Below are 17,536 nucleotides of genomic sequence, written 5' to 3'. Positions count from 1 at the left end.
CCGCCGGTACCGTACGCCTCCCTTGCCGTACGCCCCCGGCCCGCGTGCCGGACGCAGCCGCACCCGCGGCCGGACAGGAGAACGATGAAGCAGCCGCCCGCCGCCCGGAGCACAACCGGAACGGGAACCGGGGACGACGCCGGAAACGCGTCCGGAACGGGGACCGGGACCGGCGCCTCCGAGCCCCCCGCCGAGCCCGGGAACGCGAGCGCCACCGGGACGGCGGCCGGGCCCGCCACCGGAGCCGCCGCGACGGGAGCCGCCGGGCAGAGCCCCGGCGCCCCCCGGACCTCCGGGGCTCCCGGAACCGCAGCCGCACCCGGATCCGGCCATGCCATGGCCGAAACCGCCGCCAACACCGCCGGGGGCGCGGGCGGGGCGGACGGGGGGAGCGTCATCGTGACCCGTGGTCTCACCAAGCGGTTCCGCGGCGGGCAGTTGGCCGTCGACGGGCTCGACCTCACCGTTCCCGCCGGCTCGGTCTTCGGCTTCCTCGGGCCGAACGGCTCCGGCAAGACCACCACCATCCGGATGCTGCTGGGCCTGATCCGCCCCACCTCCGGTACCGCCCGGGTGCTCGGCGCCGCGATGCCGGGCGCCGCCCGCCGGGTGCTGCCGCAGGTCGGCGCGCTGATCGAGGGCCCCGCACTGTACGGATTCCTCTCCGGCCGCGACAACCTCCGGCGGCTGGACGCCGCCGACCCGGACGCCGATCCGCGCACCCGCGACGCCCGGATCGCCGCGGCCCTGGAGCGGGTGGGGCTGGCCGCCGCCGGGAGCAAGAAGGCGCGGGCCTACTCCCTCGGCATGAAGCAGCGCCTCGGCCTGGCCGCGGCCCTGCTGCGCCCGCGCCGGCTGCTCGTGCTCGACGAGCCGACCAACGGCCTGGACCCGCAGGGCATGCGGGAGATCCGGGCCCTGGTACGGGAGGTGGCGGAGGACGGCACCACGGTGTTCCTCTCCTCCCACCTCCTGGACGAGATCGAGCAGGTGTGCACCCACGCCGCGGTGATGGCCCGGGGGCGGCTGGTGGTGCAGGGCCCGGTCGCCGAACTGGCGGCCGGGGCGCGCGGCCGGCTGTCCGTCACCACACCGGACACGGCGGACGCCGTCCGGGTGCTGAAGGAGCACGGGGTGACGAACCTGGTGGTGACGGACGGCAGGGTGACGGGCGAGCCGCCGGCCGGCTCCCCGCCCCGCCCGCGGAACGGCGCACCTGGTCCTGAGGGTCCGGACGGCCCGGCCGAAGGCCCGCCGGGGCAGGCCGGGGCGTTCGACCCGGCCGACCTCAACGCCGCGCTCGTCCGGGACGGCGTGCGGGTCCGGGGCTTCGGCCTCGAACGGGCTTCGCTGGAGGACGCGTTCGTGGCACTGACCGGGGAGGGATTCGATGTCGCGGGCTGACGGCACCGGGCGCGGCGAGCGCACGGAGCAGACGGTGCGGGCGGAGCGGCCGGAGCAAACGGGGTGGACGGAGGGGACGGTGCGGCCGGGGCAGACGGTGCGGCCGGAGCCGGCAGTCCGGCCGGAGCCGGCAGTCCGGACGGGACAGGCCGGCCGGGCCGGGAGGACCGGCGCACCCAACCCCAGCCCCCTGTGGGCCCTCGGCCTCTTCCGCAGCGAGTTGGTGACGGTCTTCCGCCGCTGGCGGACGCTCGCGCTGCTCGGGGTGCTCGCCGCCGTGCCGCTGCTGATCGGGATCGCGGTGCGGATCGAGACCGGCGACGGCGGATCCGTCGGCGGCGGCCACGGTGGCGGCGGTCCGGCGTTCCTCACGCAGATCACCAACAACGGCCTCTTCCTCGTCTTCACCGGCCTGGCGGCCACGCTTCCGCTCTTCCTCCCGCTGGCCGTCGGCGTCGTCGCGGGGGACGCGATCGCGGGTGAGGCGAGCGCGGGCACGCTGCGCTATCTGCTGGTGGCACCGGCGGGCCGGACCCGGCTGCTGCTCGCCAAGTTCGCCGCCGTCCTGGCCTTCTGCCTGGTCGCGACGGTGACGGTGGCCGTCTCGGCGCTCGCGGTGGGCGCCCTGCTGTTCCCGCTCGGCGAGGTCACGCTGATCTCCGGGACGACGATCTCCTTCGGCGAGGGCCTGCTGCGGGCGCTGGCCGTGGCGGTCGCCGTCGCGGCCTCCCTGACCGGGTTCGCGGCGCTGGGCCTGTTCGTCTCCACCCTCACCAACAGCGGGATCGCGGCGATGGCGGCCACGGTGGGGCTGCTGATCACCGTCCAGATCGTCAACACCATTCCGCAGCTCGACGCGGTGCACCCCTATCTCTTCCCGCACTACTGGCTGAGCTTCGCGGACCTCCTCCGCGCCCCCGTCCACTGGGAGGAGCTGCTGCGGAACCTGGGCCTTCAGGCCCTGTACGCGGCGGTCTTCGGCTCCGTAGCTTGGGCACGCTTCTCCAACCGGGACATCACGGTGTGACGGTGCCGGCGCAGGTGCCGGGCACCGCCGGCCGGGGGTCCCGGACGGCAGGGACGCCGGGCGCGCGACATGCCGGGCCCGTATACCCCCTGAGGTATTTGCCAACCCTGCCGCGTGTGGTTTACGCTCCCTGGCATGGATACCCATAGGGGTATCGGAAGGAGGTTCTGGACTTGTCCCCCCATTCCACGGAACCCACGGGCTCCACTCGCCATCACCGCGTGGTCGTCGTCGGCGGCGGAACGGCCGGCATCAGCGTCGCGGCCCGGCTCCGTCGCGCGGGCGTCGGTGACATCGCCGTACTCGATCCCTCCGATACCCACTGGTATCAGCCGCTCTGGACCCTCGTCGGCGGCGGGCAGGCCCCGCTGGAGACCTCCCGGCGCAGCGAGGCGTCCCTGATCCCGGACGGCGTGCACTGGGTCCGGGAGGCGGCCGCGGCGGTCGACCCGGAGGCCCGTACGGTGACCCTCGCCGGGGGTGGCCGGATCGGCTACGACTACCTGGTCATGGCCCCCGGTCTCCAGCTCGACTGGGACAAGGTCCCGGGCCTCGCCGAGGCCGTCGGGCACGACGGCGTGACCAGCAACTACTCGCCCGAGTACGCCCCCTACACCTGGGAGCTCATCAAGGGCATGCGCTCCGGCACCGCGGTCTTCAGCCACCCCGCGACCCCGCTGAAGTGCGGCGGCGCCCCGCAGAAGATCGCCTATCTGGCCGCCGACTACTGGCGGAAGCAGGGTGTCCTGGACAAGATCCGCATCGTCTTCGTGATCCCCGACCCCAAGCTCTTCAAGGTCCCGGTGTGGACCAGGGCGCTGGAGAAGGTCGTCGAGCGGTACGGCATCGAGGTGCGGTACGAGTCCGAGGTGACCGCCGTGGACGGCGCGCGCCGCGAGCTGACGGTCACGGACAAGAAGACCGGTGCCGAGGAGACCCTCGCCTACGACATGGCGCACCTCGTCCCGCCGCAGAGCGCTCCGGACTGGGTGAAGGCGAGCCCGCTCGCCGAGGGCCCGTACGGCTTCGTCAAGGTGGACAAGCACACCCTGCGCAGCCCGGACCACCCGGAGATCTTCGCGCTCGGCGATGTGGCGAACCTGCCCACGTCCAAGACCGGCGCGGCGGTGCGCAAGCAGTCCCCCGTGGTGGTCGCCCACATGGTCGCCGCCATGAAGGGTTCCGAGGCCGCCAAGGAGTACGACGGCTACACCTCGTGCCCGCTGGTGACCGCGCGCGACAAGATGCTGCTGGCCGAGTTCGACTACGACCTCAAGCCGGCGTCGAGCTTCCCGGGCATCAACACCTTCAAGGAACGCCGCGACATGTGGGTGTTCAAGCGCTACGTCCTGCCCGTCGTGTACTGGCGCGGGATGATGACCGGCCGTCTCTGACCGGCCGTCTCCGACCGGCCGCGTCCGACCGGCCGGGGCCCGTCGGCGCCCCGCGCACCCACGCTTGACCTGCTGATTTCTGATTTTCCGCATAACCCGCCGCGAGCCGGGAAATATACCCGGCCCGGTATCGCTTACCTTCTTATATACCCCCCTAGGTATCCGAGACCCGAGAGATTCCGACACGGAGGCTCCGCATGTTCTTCGCCCAGTACTACCTCGACTGCCTCTCCCAGGCCTCGTACATGATCGCCGACGAGACCACCGGCAAGGCCGTCGTCGTCGACCCCCGCCGTGACGTCTCCGAGTACGTGGCCGACGCCCAGGACCGCGGCTTCACCATCGTGGGCGTCATCAACACCCACTTCCACGCCGACTTCATCGCCGGCCACCTGGAGCTCGCCGACCGCACCGGCGCCTGGATCGGCTACGGGCAGCGCGCGGAGACCGAGTACGAGAGCCGCAAGCTGACCGACGGCGAGCGCATCAGCCTCGGTGACGTGACCCTGGAGATCATGGAGACCCCGGGCCACACCCCGGAGTCCGTCAGCGTCCTGGTCTACGAGCACGCGGACGACGAGGTCGCCTACGGCGTCCTCACCGGTGACGCGCTCTTCATCGGCGACGTCGGCCGCCCCGACCTGCTCGCCTCCATCGGCGTCACCGCCGATGAGCTGGGCCGGATGCTCTACGACAGCGTCCACAACAAGCTGATGGCCCTCCCGGACGAGGTGCGGGTCTACCCGGCCCACGGCGCCGGCTCCGCCTGCGGCAAGAACCTCTCCACCCAGCGGCAGTCCACCATCGGCGAGCAGCGCGCGACCAACTACGCCTGCGCCCCGATGGACGAGGACCAGTTCCTGGCCGTGGTCACGGCGGGCCAGCCCTCCGCCCCCGGCTACTTCGTCTACGACGCGATCCTCAACCGCAAGACGCACGAGCTGTTCGACCCGAGCACCACGGCGCCCTCCCTCTCCGCGGAGGAGTTCCTGGCCCGCCGGGACGCCGGTGCCGTGATCGTCGACGGCCGCGACCCGCAGGAGTTCGCCGCGGGCCACCTGCGCGGCTCCGTCAACGTCCCGGCCGACGGCCGCTTCGCCGAGCAGGCGGGCTCGGTCGTCGCCCCGGACGCGGAGATCATCGTCGTGGCCCCGGAGGACCGCGAGGAGGAGCTCGTCACCCGGCTCGCCCGGATCGGCTTCGACCACGTGGCCGGTTACCTGCGCGACCCCGAGGGCGTCTTCCCCGGCCTGGCCGCGGAGATGACCCAGGCCAGCCGGGTCACCGCGGACGAGCTCCGTAAGGCGCTCGCCTCCGAGCAGGCCCCGGTGGTCGTGGACGTGCGCGGCGGCGGTGAGCGCGAGGAGGGCCACATCGAGGGCTCCCTGCACATCCCGCTCGCCGAGCTGGCCAAGCGCAAGGACGAGATCCCGGCGGACCGCCCGGTCGTCGTCCACTGCGCGGGCGGCCACCGCTCGTCCATCGGCGCCAGCCTGCTGCGCCACGCCGGCCTGGGCGACGTCTCGGACCTGCTCGGCGGCTACGGCGCCTGGCTGCTGCTGCCCGAGCCCGCGGCCCGTTCCTGACCCGGGCCCCCAGCGCGGCCCGTGCCCGTCCCCCCGGGGCACGGACCGTACCGGGCGCCGGCGGCGGAGAGGTCCTGCCCTGATGACTCCGCCGCCGGAGCCCGCCGGCTCGCCGGCATCCCCCGTTACCCGCGAGCCGCCCGCGGGCACCCGGCCCCCGGGGCCGGGTGCCCGCTCCCGGAAGACCTCCGGGCCCTGAGACCACCGGTCAATACCCCAATGACCCCGGTGCATCCCCAGTGCACCCACACCCCCGAAACAGTGAGGATCCAGATATGAGCCCCAACTCCACGGGCGACACCACCACCGCGAAGCTCGGTCCGGGCGCCCTGCAGGCGCTGATCCGGGACGGCGGAGGCCCCCGCCTGCTGGATGTTCGGACTCCGGGCGAGTTCCAGAGCGTCCACATCCCCGGCTCCTACAACGTCCCGCTCGACACCCTCAAGGAGCACCGCCAGGAGCTGCTGTCGCACCTGGACGAGGACGTCGTGCTGATCTGCCGCTCCGGAGGCCGCGCGGCCCAGGCCGAGCAGGCGCTGGCCGAGGCCGGCCTCCCCAACCTGCGGGTGCTCGACGGCGGCATGGTCGCCTGGGAGACCTCCGGCGGCGACGTCAGGCGCGGGGCCGACCGCTGGGACCTGGAGCGCCAGGTCCGGCTGGTCGCCGGCCTGATCGTCCTGATCAGCGGCGTCGCCGGGGTCTTCTTCCCGGGCTGGCACCTGGTCGGCACCTTCGTCGGCGCCGGCCTGACCTTCGCGGCGGTCAGCAACACCTGCGCCATGGGGATGATGCTCTCCAAGCTCCCCTACAACCGCGGGCCCAAGACGGACCTCAAGACCGTCATCCAGTCCTTGCGGGGTGACCGCGCGTGATAGCACTCGTCATCGCGGGATCGCTGCTCATCGGGATCAGCCTCGGCATCCTCGGCGGCGGCGGCTCCATCCTGACCGTCCCGATCCTGATCTACCTGGCCGGCATGGAGGCGAAGGCGGCCATCGCCACCTCGCTGCTGGTCGTCGGCGTCACCTCGCTCGCCGGCCTGGTGTCGCACGCCCGTGCGGGCCGGGTCCGCTGGCGGACCGGACTGCTGTTCGGTGTGGCGGGCATGATCGGTGCCTACGGGGGCGGCCGGCTGGCCGAGTTCATCCCGGGGACCGTGCTGCTCATCGCCTTCGCCCTCATGATGCTCGCCACGGCGGTCGCCATGCTCAAGGGCCGCAAGAAGGAGCTCAAGAGCAAGCACGAGGAGATGCCGGTCCTGCACGTCCTGGTCGACGGTGTGGTCGTCGGCCTGGTCACCGGTCTCGTCGGCGCCGGCGGCGGCTTCCTCATCGTCCCGGCCCTGGCCCTGCTGGGCGGGCTGCCGATGGGCGTGGCCGTGGGGACCTCGCTGCTGGTGATCTCCATGAAGTCCTTCGCCGGACTGGCGGGTTACCTCTCCAGCGTGCAGATCGACTGGGGTCTGGCGGGCATCGTCACCGCCGCGGCCGTGGTCGGCAGCCTGATCGGCGGACGGGTCGCCGGACGCATCCCGCAGGACACCCTCCGCAAGGGCTTCGGCTGGTTCGTGGTCGTCATGGGCGTCTTCGTCCTCGGCCAGCAGGTCAGCGCGGACATCCGGGAGACGGTGCTGACCAGCCCCGTCACCTGGGCCGCGGTCGCCGTTCTCGCGGCGTTCCTGATCTTCGGGATCCGGCGCAAGAGCTGCCCCGCCGGCACCGCCGGTACCGCCGCCGGCCAGGACGGCCCCGGCTGCCCGGCGGAACGCGACATCGCCGCCCGCGAGGACGCGAAGGCGGCCCGGGAGGCCGGGGCTGCCCGGGATGCCGGGGCCGCGCCCGCCGCGAAGGACACGGTGGCCGGTGCCCCGGGCCACGGGCCGGACGGCGCCGAGGGCGACGCCGAGACCCGGCGGCGCGAGCGGCTGCGGGCCGGCAGCACCGGCTCGCACCGGGCCTGACACCTTCCAGCCCGGTCACCCGGGCGAAGGCCCGGTCACCGGAGCGAGAGGGGCCGCCCGCTGCGCGGCACAGCCCGCGGTGGCACGGTACGTACCGTGCCACCGCGGGCTCGTGTGTGCCGGGGCACCGCCCCGTACCGGCCGTCTCCCGGGCACCGGTACGGGCGGACGCCGGGCCGCGCGTACAGGCGTGCGCCGGTGCCCGGTCCGGGGCGGAACCGGGGCCGCCGGTGAGGCCGGCCCCGGGCCCCTCAGAAGGTGAGCTTCCAGCCGTTGATGTAGCCACTGTCCTGGCGGTAGACGTCCCGCACCCGCAGCTTCCAGGTGCCGTTCGCCGTCTCGCCCGAGGCGTCGGCCGTGTAGGTCGTGACCACGTCGTCGGCGCCGTCCCAGCTGCTGGAGTCCTTCAGCCGGTATGCGGTGCCGTCCGGGGCCAGCAGATCGATCACCAGGTCGCCCCGGTAGCTGTGCTTGATGTCGACCCCGACCTTGAGCGCCGCCGGGGCGCTGCCCGTGCGGCCGGCGACCTCGATGGCGGAGACCGCCTCCGAGGTGCCGTCGGGGATGGTGACGTCGGCGGTGTTCTCGTAAGAGCCGGACGGGTCGTCCGGACCACCGCCGCCGTCCGCGCCGAGGGTCCAGACGGCGTGGGCGAGGGCGTCGCTGTTGCGGTCCAGGGCGGTGTCGTTGACGTTCGCCATGGTGTCGCAGGACGAGTGGTAGCAGTTGTCGAACGACTGCCCGGCCGTGCCGCCCCACTTCTGGGCCTGCGCCGAGGTCTTGGTGCGGCTCGCGCCGGTGAACAGCCCGCCGACCGGGATGCCGTAGTTCTTGAACGAGGCGTGGTCGGAGCGGCCGTCGCCCTCGGTCTCGATCTCCGTCGGCACGCCCTTGGCGGCGAAGAAGTCCTTGAAGACCTTCTCGATGGCCGGATCGTCGTCGTAGACGAAGTAGCCGGGGTTCGGCGAGGCGATCATGTCGAAGTTGAGATAGCCGCCGATCGAGGACCGCTGGGCGCTCGTCAGATTGCGGACGTAGTAATTGGACCCGACCAGGCCCAGCTCCTCCGCGCCCCACCAGCCGAAGCGCAGATGCCGGTCCGGCTGGTGGCCCTCGCGCGCCACGGTGAGCGCGGTCTCCAGGACGGCCGCCGAACCGGAACCGTTGTCGTTCATCCCGGCACCGCTGCTGACGGAGTCGAGGTGGGCCCCGGCCATGAGGACGTCGCCGGTGTCGCCGCCGGGCCAGTCGGCGATGAGGTTGTAGCCGGTGGAGCCGTTCGAGGTGAACTGCTGGACGGTGGTGGTGTACCCGGCGGCGTCCAGCTTCGCCTTGATGTGGTCGACCGCGGCCTTGTAGCCGGGCCGGCCGTGCGCGCGGTTGCCGCCGTTGGCGGAGGCTATCGACTGCAGATCGGTGAGATGCGCCTTGACGGCGGAGAGCGGGATGTCCGGGGCCGCGGCGGCGGACGCCCGGGGCGCGGCCTCCGCGGCGGACGCGGTCGACGCGACGGCGGCCGGGGCGAGCAGCGCCACGGCGGCGGCGACGGAGGCCACGGCGGTCCGGCGGGGGCGCGGACGTGGTCTTCGGGCGGGGCGGTGCTCACGGTGCTCAGGGTGCGGAGGAGTGGGGCGCATGGGGGCTCCGTTTCCGGACGGGGTGCGAACGGGTGGATGACGGACCGCGCGGGCCGCCCCGCGCTGGGTGGGCGCGGGGCGGGAGTTCAACGAACGTTCGATTGACGTGAGCATGATGGTCGGCTCCGCGCCGCCATCCCGTCAAGACGCAATCCGGACCGGACTGTTCGGAAATCGGACACGATCGGGCGTCAAGGTTCTTCCCGAGGCCGACCGGGGCGGGTACCGCGCGGCGGCCGCCCCCGGGCGGCCGGACGCGGTGAACCCGGCCCGACGCCTAGGCTCGCCGTATGACCGACGGCCTGTTCCCGCCCGCCCGACGGGAGGTCGCGCCCGGGGCGGTCCACGTGCCCGGCTGGCTCGACCCGGCCGAGCAGCGCCGCCTGGTCGCCGCCTGCCGGGACTGGGCCCGCGGCCCGGTGCCGATCCGGCACACCCGGCTGCCGCGCGGCGGCGTGATGTCCGTGCGGACCGTCTGCCTGGGCTGGCACTGGTCCCCGTACCGCTACACCCGTACCGCCGTGGACGCGGGCGGCGGCCGGGTGGCCGAACTGCCGGACTGGCTGGCCGGACTGGGCCGCCGCGCCGTGGCCGACGCCTACGGGGACCCGGCGGCCGGCGCCGCGTACGCCCCCGACACCGCGCTGGTCAACTTCTACGACGCCACGGCCCGCATGGGCATGCACCAGGACAAGGACGAACGCTCCGCCGCCCCGGTCGTCTCCCTCTCCCTCGGCGACACCTGCGTCTTCCGCTTCGGCAACACGGAGACCCGCACCAAGCCGTACACCGACCTCGAACTGGCCTCCGGCGATCTGTTCGTCTTCGGCGGCCCCTCCCGCTACGCGTACCACGCCGTCCCGAAGACCCTGCCGGGCACCGCCGACCCGGCCCTCGGCCTCACCGGCCGCCTCAACATCACCCTCCGCGAGACCGGCCTCCCGGCGGACTGAGCGGGCTGACCGCCGATGCCCCCGCCGTCAAGCCGCCGCGGACCGCAGTAACCAGTTCGGGTGTTCCGTGCGGGTTCGCCCTCGCAGATATGTCTGGTAGCCGAGAGTTGGCGGGATGCACAGCGGCGTGGGGCGCTGTGCCGAGGCATACGAGGACGCGGTGATGACGAAGAAGAGCGTCATGCGGCACCCGTGCGTGGACGACCACGCAGGCCCTTGGACCGTGGACAAAGTCCTCGCCCTCCCCGAGCACCCGGCACGCGCCCGGTACGAGGTGGTGGACGGTGTCCTGATGGTGTCCCCCGCGCCCGGCTGGGCGCACCAGATCGCCTCCACGTGCCTCGTCCACCGTATCGAGGACGCGATCGCCGCCGCCGGTGCGCCCTTTCTCGTCGCAGCGGCGTCCAACGTGGTCGGTGAGTCGCGGCTGTTCATTCCCGACATCGTGGTGGTGGACCGGTCGGCCGTCCGGCGGGACACCGTCGCGGTCCCCCTGGAGGCCGTGCTGCTGCTGGCGGAGATCGTCTCGCCGCACAACCGGGCGGCCGACCGCATTCTCAAGCCCGCGCTCTACGCCCAGGCCAAGGTTCCCGCCTACTGGCGGATCGAGCTCGAACCGGAACCGACCGTGCTGGTGCACGAGCTCTCGGGGGACACCTACCGTGAGGTCCAGCGCGTCACGGCCAAGCAGAGCGTCGAGGTCGGCGGGGCGTTCCCGGTGGATCTGGACGTCACGGCGCTGCTGGACGACCTGGAGGACTGAGGGAAGGGGCCGAGTGCCCCCGGCCCGGCGGCGCGGAGTGCGCCCGCCCCGGCGGCGTCCTCCGGGGTGACGCGGGCCCCGGGCCGTCCCAGACTGGACCGCATGGACCATCTCGAACAGCTCTACCGGCACTGGCTGCAGGACCTCTGGGGCGGCGACTTCGACCTGGCGCCCGAGATCCTGAGCCCCGGCTTCACCGGCCACTGGCCCGACCGCGACGTGCACGGCCCGGACGGCGCCGTCGACGCGATCCGCCGGTCCCACGCCCTTTTCAGCGACATCAACACCACCCTCGACGTCGGCCCGGTCATCGACCGCGACCGGCTCGCCGCCCGGTGGACCTTCCACGGCACCTACCAGGGCGGAATCCCCGGCACCACCGCCCCGCCCGGTACCCGGATCAGCTTCACCGGCCACGACATCTTCCGCGCCGAGGGGCGCCGCTTCGCCGAGTACTGGGTGGTCTCCGACGTCCTCGGCATGATGACCCGCCTCGGCGCGCTCGGCGGCTGACGGGACCTACGGCCCTGGCGAGGGCTGAGAGGGCCGGCTCCGTGCGCGCCCGCAGGCGCATCCCGCCCGGCACCTCGCCCATCGCTCCGTGCGCGCCGCGCCCCGGCCCGCCGCCCTCCGCGCCCCGGCCCGCCGCCCGGGTCTCAGGAACCCGCCGGCCCCTGGGCCTGTGCGCGGGCGGCGGCCGTCTCGGCCTGCGTGACGGGGCCCGCCGGCGGAAGCTCCGTACGGGGGTGCTCCGCGCCGCCGGGAGCGGTGTTGGGCCCGGTGCCCGCCCCCGCCTTCGCCGCCGCGTCCGCCGCGGCTTCCGCCTCCGCCGCGGCCTTCTCCGCCGCCGCGGCGCCCGCCCGGCGCAGGTCGCCCCGGGTCCGGTGCGCGGTGCGGAGCGCGTCCCAGGTCAGCACGGACAGGGCCAGCCAAACCAGGGAGAAGCCGGCCCATCGCTCCGGCGGCATCTCCTCGTGGAAGACGGCGACGCCCAGCAGGAACTGGGCGGTGGGCGTCAGATACTGCAGCAGGCCGATCGTGGACAGCGGCAGCCGGACGGCGGCGCCGCCGAAGCAGACCAGCGGTAGCGCGGTGACCGCGCCGGCGCTGATGAGCAGCAGGGCGTGCCCGGTGCCCTCGGTGGTGAAGGTGCTCTCGCCGCGCGAGCCCAGGAAGAGCAGGAAGCCCAGGGCCGGCAGGAACTGCAGGGAGGTCTCGGCGGCCAGGGACTCCAGGCCGTCCAGCCCCACGTGCTTCTTGACCAGGCCGTACAAGGCGAAGGAGAAGGCCAGCGAGAGGGCGATCCACGGCAGCTCGCCGTAGCCGAGGGTGAGCACGAGGACGGCCACGGCGCCGATGCCGACGGCCGCCCACTGCGCGGGCCGCAGCCGCTCGCGCAGCAGCAGCACACCGAAGGCGATGCTGACCAAGGGGTTGATGAAGTAGCCGAGGGCGGCCTCGACGACATGGCCGGAGTTGACGCTCCAGATGTACAGGCCCCAGTTGGCCGAGATCGCCGCGGCGGCCAGGGCGATCAGCCCGATCCGCCGGGGCTGCCGCAGCAGCGGCCGCAGCCAGGACCAGCGGCGCAGCACCAGCAGGACGAGCCCCACCACGGCCAGCGACCACACCATGCGGTGCGCCAGGATCTCCACCGCGTCCGCCGGTTCCAGCAGCGGCCAGTAGAGCGGGAAGAGGCCCCAGATCCCGTAGGCGGCGAACCCGTAGGCCAGCCCGGTCCGGTGCTCGCTCATCGGCTTCAAGGGTTCCTCCAGGGGCGGCACGGCGACAGCAACGACGGTAACGCCGCCGAGGGGGCCCTGTCATGTCCGTATCGCTCCATGGTCATGACGCGAGCGGGCGAGGGGCGAGGGGCGAGAGGCGAGGGGCAGGGGCGAGGGGCAGGGGCGAGGGCCGGGCATGGGTAAGGGCCGCTGCCCAGGGGCGGCGGCCCTTACCTCGGAGCCCGGGTGGGGCGGGCGGTCAGCCCGCGACGGTCCAGGTGTCGTTGCCGTGGAGGAGGGCGGAGAGGTCGCCCTTGCCGTGGCGCTCGACGGCGGCCTCCAGCTGGTCGGCCATGAGGGTGTCGTAGACCGGGCGCTCGACGCTGCGCAGCACGCCGATGGGCGTGTGGTGCAGGGTGTCCGCGTCGGCCAGCCGGGAGAGGGCGAAGGCCGTGGTCGGGGACGTGGCGTGGGCGTCGTGGACCAGGACCGCGGCGGCGTTCTCCGCCGTCACGTCGACGACGAGGAGGTCGCCGGTGGCCTGGTCGCGGATGACGCCCTTGGAGCCGAGGCCGTCGCCGCCGTCCTCCTCGCTCCACGGGAGGCCGAAGCGGATCGGCCGGCCGTGTTCGAGGCGGATGACGGCTTCCTGCGCCTGCTGCTTGTCCTTCAGTACCTCGAAGGCGCCGTCGTTGAAGATGTTGCAGTTCTGGTAGATCTCCACCAGCGCGGTGCCCGGGTGGGCCGCGGCCTGGCGCAGCACCTCGGTGAGGTGCTTGCGGTCGGAGTCGACCGTGCGGGCGACGAAGGACGCCTCGGCGCCGATCGCGAGCGACACCGGGTTGAAGGGCGCGTCCAGCGAGCCCATCGGCGTCGACTTCGTGATCTTGCCGACCTCGGAGGTCGGGCTGTACTGGCCCTTGGTCAGCCCGTAGATCCGGTTGTTGAACAGCAGGATCTTGAGGTTGACGTTGCGGCGCAGCGCGTGGATCAGGTGGTTGCCGCCGATGGAGAGCGCGTCGCCGTCGCCGGTGACGACCCAGACGGACAGGTCGCGCCGTGAGGAGGCGAGACCGGTCGCGATCGCCGGGGCGCGGCCGTGGATCGAGTGCATCCCGTAGGTGTTCATGTAGTACGGGAAACGGGAGGAGCAGCCGATGCCGGAGACGAAGACGATGTTCTCCTTGGCCAGCCCCAGCTCGGGCATGAAGCCCTGCACGGCGGCCAGCACGGCGTAGTCACCGCAGCCGGGGCACCAGCGGACCTCCTGGTCCGACTTGAAGTCCTTCATCGACTGCGGGGCCCCGGCCCGGGGAACGAGGGAGAGCGCCTCGAACGGGGCGCCGGACCTGCCGTTCGCCGCCCCCGCGGTCGCCCCCTCCGCCACTGTCTCAGTCATCGATGGCCTCCTTGACCACGCCGGCAAGCTGCTCGGCCTTGAACGGCATCCCGTTGACCTGGTTGTACGAGCGGGCGTCGACCAGGTACTTCGCCCGCAGCAGCGCGGCGAGCTGGCCGAGGTTCATCTCCGGTACGACGACCTTGTCGTACCGCTCCAGCACCTCGCCCAGGTTCCGCGGGAAGGGGTTGAGATGGCGCAGATGGGCCTGGGCGACGGAACGGCCCTCCGCGCGGACGCGGCGGACCGCGGCCGTGGCGGGCCCGTAGGTCGAGCCCCAGCCCAGGACCAGCACCTTCGCCGCGCCGGACGGGTCGTCGACCACGAGGTCCGGGACCTCGATGCCGTCGACCTTGGCCTGGCGGGTGCGGACCATGAAGTCGTGGTTGGCCGGGTCGTAGGAGATGTTGCCCGTGCCGTCCTGCTTCTCGATGCCGCCGATGCGGTGTTCGAGGCCGGGGGTGCCGGGCACGGCCCACGGGCGCGCGAGGGTGTGCGGGTCGCGCTTGTAGGGCCAGAACACCTCGGTGCCGTCGGCCAGTTCGTGGTTGGGCCCGGAGGCGAAGCGCACGGTGAGGTCGGGCAGGTCCTCGACCTCGGGGATGCGCCAGGGCTCGGAGCCGTTGGCGAGGTAGCCGTCGGAGAGCAGGAAGACCGGGGTGCGGTAGGCGAGCGCGATCCGGGCGGCGTCGATGGCGGCGTCGAAGCAGTCCGCGGGGGTCGCCGGGGCGACGACCGGTACCGGGGCCTCGCCGTTGCGGCCGTACATCGCCTGCAGCAGGTCGGCCTGCTCGGTCTTGGTGGGCAGGCCGGTGGAGGGGCCGCCGCGCTGGATGTCGACGATCAGCAGCGGCAGTTCCAGGGAGACCGCGAGGCCGATGGTCTCGGACTTGAGCGCCACACCGGGGCCGGAGGTGGTGGTCACCGCCAGCGCTCCGCCGAAGGCCGCGCCGAGCGCCGCGCCGATGGCGGCGATCTCGTCCTCGGCCTGGAAGGTGCGCACACCGAAGTTCTTGTGCTTGGACAGCTCGTGCAGGATGTCCGAGGCCGGGGTGATCGGGTACGAGCCCAGGTAGAGCGGAAGGTCCGCCTGCTGAGACGCGGCGATCAGTCCGTAGGACAGCGCGAGGTTGCCGGAGATGTTCCGGTAGGTGCCGGTGGGGAACGCGGCGGCGGCCGGGGCCACCTCGTAGGAGACCGCGAAGTCCTCGGTGGTCTCGCCGAAGTTCCAGCCCGCCCGGAAGGCCGTGACGTTCGCCTCGGCGAGCTCCGGCTTCTTGGCGAACTTGCTGCGCAGGAAGCGCTCGGTGCCCTCGGTCGGCCGGTGGTACATCCACGACAGCAGGCCCAGCGCGAACATGTTCTTGGAGCGGCCGGCGTCCTTGCGGGAGAGGTCGTAGCCCTTCAGGGCCTCGACGGTCAGCGTGGTCAGCGGCACCGGGTGGACCCGGTACGCCTCCAGGGAGCCGTCCTCCAGCGGGCTCGCGGCGTAGCCGACCTTGGCCATGGCGCGCTTGGTGAACTCGTCGGTGTTGACGATGATCTCCGCGCCGTGCGGCAGGTCGGCGATGTTCGCCTTGAGCGCGGCCGGGTTCATCGCGACCAGGACGTTCGGCGCGTCACCCGGGGTGAGGATGTCGTGGTCGGCGAAGTGCAGCTGGAAGCTGGAGACGCCGGGCAGGGTGCCGGCGGGGGCGCGGATCTCGGCGGGGAAGTTGGGCAGCGTGGAGAGGTCGTTGCCGAAGGAGGCGGTCTCCGAGGTGAAACGGTCACCCGTCAGCTGCATGCCGTCGCCCGAGTCGCCCGCGAAGCGGATGATCACACGGTCGAGACGGCGGACTTCCTTCGTGCCGGGCGCGTGGTTCCCGGCGGCTGCCCCGCCGTCCTGCTCGGCTGGGCTACTGACCTGGCTGGTCACTGAACTGGACCTCCCTTGAGGCGGCGACTCCGGGATCCGGACACGTCGGCCGGCCGTCCCGCTGGCCACTCTACGTCGGTAAGGGTGGCCTTCCCTGGATAGTTCATATGGTGGACTTGATTATGAGACGGACATGAAAGGCCAGTACCGGTCATTTCCGTCATTCCCCAGTGCCTTTCCGGGCGGCCTCCGGTGGTGCCCATGGCTGGTTCCTCCGTCCCTCCGCCGTCGTTCCGTCCCGCGGTCCCGCCCCGCTCCGCTCCGTCCGCGGAGTCGCGGCGTCCGCGGCCCCGGGCGATGGACGTACCGACGGTAACCCGCGGTCGGGGCGCAGTGCACCCTTGCGTCGCGCCCCGCCCGGCCCATGGTCCAACACCCCGGTGACCGGCTCTCTTCCGCCCCGGTCACCGGCCCGCGCGGGCGTGACGGCGGACCCCGCGCCCGGTACCGCCGTGCCTCCGCGCCCGCCCGGCCCGGACCCGGCGGACCCGGCGGGGGAGCGGCCTCCCGGGCGTACCGGGAGCCCGCCCGGCCCCTTCCGGGGAGAGCACGACAGCCCGGCCGGGCGGTGGTCAGGACTTCAGATACGTGAGTACCGCCAGCACCCGGCGGTGATCCCCGTCACTCGGCGAGAGGCCGAGCTTCAGGAAGATATTGCTCACATGCTTCTCGACCGCGCCGTCGCTCACCACCAGCTGCCGCGCGATGGCCGAATTCGTCCGTCCCTCGGCCATCAGCCCCAGCACCTCGCGCTCGCGCGGGGTGAGGTTCGCGAGCACGTCCTGCTTGCGGCTGCGGCCGAGCAGCTGGGCGACGACCTCCGGGTCCAGGGCGGTGCCGCCGCCGGCCACCCGCACCACCGCGTCGACGAACTCGCGCACTTCGGCGACCCGGTCCTTGAGCAGATAGCCCACGCCCCTGCTGCTCGCCGCCAGCAGCTCGGTCGCGTACTGCTCCTCCACGTACTGCGACAGCACCAGCACGCCCAGGTCCGGATGGTCGCGGCGCAGCGACACCGCCGCCCGCACGCCCTCGTCGGTGTGGGTCGGGGGCATCCGCACATCGGCGACCACCACGTCCGGCAGCGCCGCGTCGGCCGCCAGTTCCCCGACGACCTTGAGGAGGGCCTCCGCGTCGCCCACTCCGGCGACGACCTCGTGGCCCCGGTCGGTGAGCAGCCGGGTCAGCCCCTCCCGGAGCAGAACCGAATCCTCGGCGATGACCACGCGCACCCTGCTGTTCTCCCGCTCCCGCGTCCGTGCCGTGCTGCCCGTGTCGTTCACGTTCGGTCCCCCAGTTCCGCGTTCCCCCGACGGTCGGCACCAGCATCCCAGGTATCGGATACGGGCGCGCGCCTGTCGCCGGTCGAACGCGGACGGAGCCGAGGGGCGGGGCCGTGCTCCCCCGCCGCGCCGTCCGTGCCGTGCTCCTTCGCCGTGTTCCCGCGTCGTGCTCCTTCGCCGTGCCCCGGCGGTCAGTCCCGCCAGGGCAGCTCGGCCGTGACCACGGTGCCGCCGCCGGCGGGGGAGTCCACGGCGAGGACGCCGTCCACCGCCTCGACCCGCTCCGCCAGCCCGGCCAGCCCCGTTCCCGGCGCCGGTCCGTCGGCCGTCATGGCCGCGGCCGCGCCGCCTTTGCCGTCGTCGGTGACCTGGATGAGGAGTCGGTTCCGGGTGTGCCAGATGTCGATGGTGGCGTGGTGGGCGTGGCTGTGTTTGCTGATGTTCTGGAGGAGTTCGGAGACGGTGAAGTAGGCGATGCCTTCGATGGC

Annotated in this window: 15 protein-coding genes; 9 read left to right on the top strand and 6 right to left on the bottom strand. The window is 72.9% G+C overall.

The features are described from left to right. Positions 1-336: 336 nt before the first annotated feature. The 6 genes from IF83_RS0125710 to IF83_RS0125685 all read left to right on the top strand — a co-directional run bounded on the left by IF83_RS0125710 (position 337) and on the right by IF83_RS0125685 (position 7,371). Positions 337-1,404: an ABC transporter ATP-binding protein gene (locus IF83_RS0125710; RefSeq protein ID WP_030548098.1), complete on the top strand. Its 1,068-nt coding sequence runs from the start codon at positions 337-339 to the stop codon at positions 1,402-1,404. Then, positions 1,391-2,431, top strand: coding sequence for an ABC transporter permease (locus IF83_RS0125705; RefSeq protein ID WP_244177206.1), 1,041 nt, complete (start codon positions 1,391-1,393; stop codon positions 2,429-2,431). Before IF83_RS0125710 ends, IF83_RS0125705 begins: the two co-directional genes overlap by 14 nt. A 167-nt stretch (positions 2,432-2,598) precedes the next feature. Beyond that, positions 2,599-3,825 (top strand): NAD(P)/FAD-dependent oxidoreductase, encoded by a 1,227-nt coding sequence (locus IF83_RS0125700; protein ID WP_394297377.1) that lies wholly within the window; start codon positions 2,599-2,601, stop codon positions 3,823-3,825. A gap of 197 nt (positions 3,826-4,022) precedes the next feature. After that, complete coding sequence (locus tag IF83_RS0125695) at positions 4,023-5,411, top strand: MBL fold metallo-hydrolase (protein WP_030548092.1); 1,389 nt, start codon at positions 4,023-4,025, stop codon at positions 5,409-5,411. Positions 5,412-5,686: 275 nt separating this feature from the next. Then, positions 5,687-6,283: a rhodanese-like domain-containing protein gene (locus tag IF83_RS0125690; protein ID WP_030548089.1), complete on the top strand. Its 597-nt coding sequence runs from the start codon at positions 5,687-5,689 to the stop codon at positions 6,281-6,283. Beyond that, positions 6,280-7,371 (top strand): sulfite exporter TauE/SafE family protein, encoded by a 1,092-nt coding sequence (locus tag IF83_RS0125685; RefSeq protein ID WP_347877125.1) that lies wholly within the window; start codon positions 6,280-6,282, stop codon positions 7,369-7,371. Before IF83_RS0125690 ends, IF83_RS0125685 begins: the two co-directional genes overlap by 4 nt. A 251-nt stretch (positions 7,372-7,622) precedes the next feature. Here IF83_RS0125685 and IF83_RS0125680 read toward each other — a convergent pair whose 3' ends face one another. Beyond that, entirely contained in the window at positions 7,623-9,008 is a 1,386-nt protein-coding gene (locus tag IF83_RS0125680) for a M28 family metallopeptidase (RefSeq protein ID WP_078843871.1), read from the bottom strand. 290 nt (positions 9,009-9,298) lie between these two features. Here IF83_RS0125680 and IF83_RS0125675 point away from each other — a divergent pair, with 290 nt between their 5' ends. The 3 genes from IF83_RS0125675 to IF83_RS0125665 all read left to right on the top strand — a co-directional run bounded on the left by IF83_RS0125675 (position 9,299) and on the right by IF83_RS0125665 (position 11,237). Continuing rightward, a complete protein-coding gene (locus IF83_RS0125675) occupies positions 9,299-9,961 on the top strand; it encodes an alpha-ketoglutarate-dependent dioxygenase AlkB family protein (protein WP_030548083.1) in 663 nt (220 codons plus the stop codon). 163 nt (positions 9,962-10,124) lie between these two features. Further along, positions 10,125-10,724 carry a Uma2 family endonuclease gene (locus IF83_RS0125670; protein ID WP_051723409.1) on the top strand — a complete coding sequence of 200 codons (600 nt, stop codon included), beginning with the start codon at positions 10,125-10,127 and terminating at the stop codon, positions 10,722-10,724. A gap of 102 nt (positions 10,725-10,826) precedes the next feature. Further along, the gene (locus IF83_RS0125665) at positions 10,827-11,237 is read left to right on the top strand and encodes an ester cyclase (RefSeq protein WP_030548079.1); all 411 of its coding nucleotides are present in this window, start codon (positions 10,827-10,829) and stop codon (positions 11,235-11,237) included. A 143-nt stretch (positions 11,238-11,380) separates the two neighbouring features. On the opposite strand, the gene rarD is transcribed toward IF83_RS0125665, so the two are convergent. The 5 genes from rarD to IF83_RS0125640 form a co-directional block, all read right to left on the bottom strand. Continuing rightward, on the bottom strand, positions 11,381-12,478 hold the full coding sequence (gene rarD, locus IF83_RS0125660) for an EamA family transporter RarD (RefSeq protein ID WP_051723407.1): 1,098 nt from the start codon (positions 12,476-12,478) through the stop codon (positions 11,381-11,383). A 229-nt stretch (positions 12,479-12,707) separates the two neighbouring features. Then, the gene (locus IF83_RS0125655; protein ID WP_030548075.1) at positions 12,708-13,847 is read right to left on the bottom strand and encodes a 2-oxoacid:ferredoxin oxidoreductase subunit beta; all 1,140 of its coding nucleotides are present in this window, start codon (positions 13,845-13,847) and stop codon (positions 12,708-12,710) included. Then, positions 13,840-15,765 (bottom strand): 2-oxoacid:acceptor oxidoreductase subunit alpha, encoded by a 1,926-nt coding sequence (locus IF83_RS0125650; protein ID WP_030548073.1) that lies wholly within the window; start codon positions 15,763-15,765, stop codon positions 13,840-13,842. Before IF83_RS0125650 ends, IF83_RS0125655 begins: the two co-directional genes overlap by 8 nt. Positions 15,766-16,337: 572 nt before the next feature. After that, on the bottom strand, positions 16,338-16,997 hold the full coding sequence (locus IF83_RS0125645) for a response regulator transcription factor (RefSeq protein ID WP_030548071.1): 660 nt from the start codon (positions 16,995-16,997) through the stop codon (positions 16,338-16,340). A 242-nt stretch (positions 16,998-17,239) separates the two neighbouring features. Continuing rightward, positions 17,240-17,536, bottom strand: a 297-nt coding sequence (locus IF83_RS0125640) for a sensor histidine kinase (RefSeq protein ID WP_030548069.1), incomplete at its 5' end; no start/stop codon positions are given.

Origin of the sequence: Streptomyces albus subsp. albus (genome assembly GCF_000719865.1) — a bacterium.
Classification (GTDB): domain Bacteria; phylum Actinomycetota; class Actinomycetes; order Streptomycetales; family Streptomycetaceae; genus Streptomyces; species Streptomyces albus_E.
Note: the sequence above shows the minus strand (reverse complement) of the source record. Positions and strands in the feature narration are given on the sequence as shown.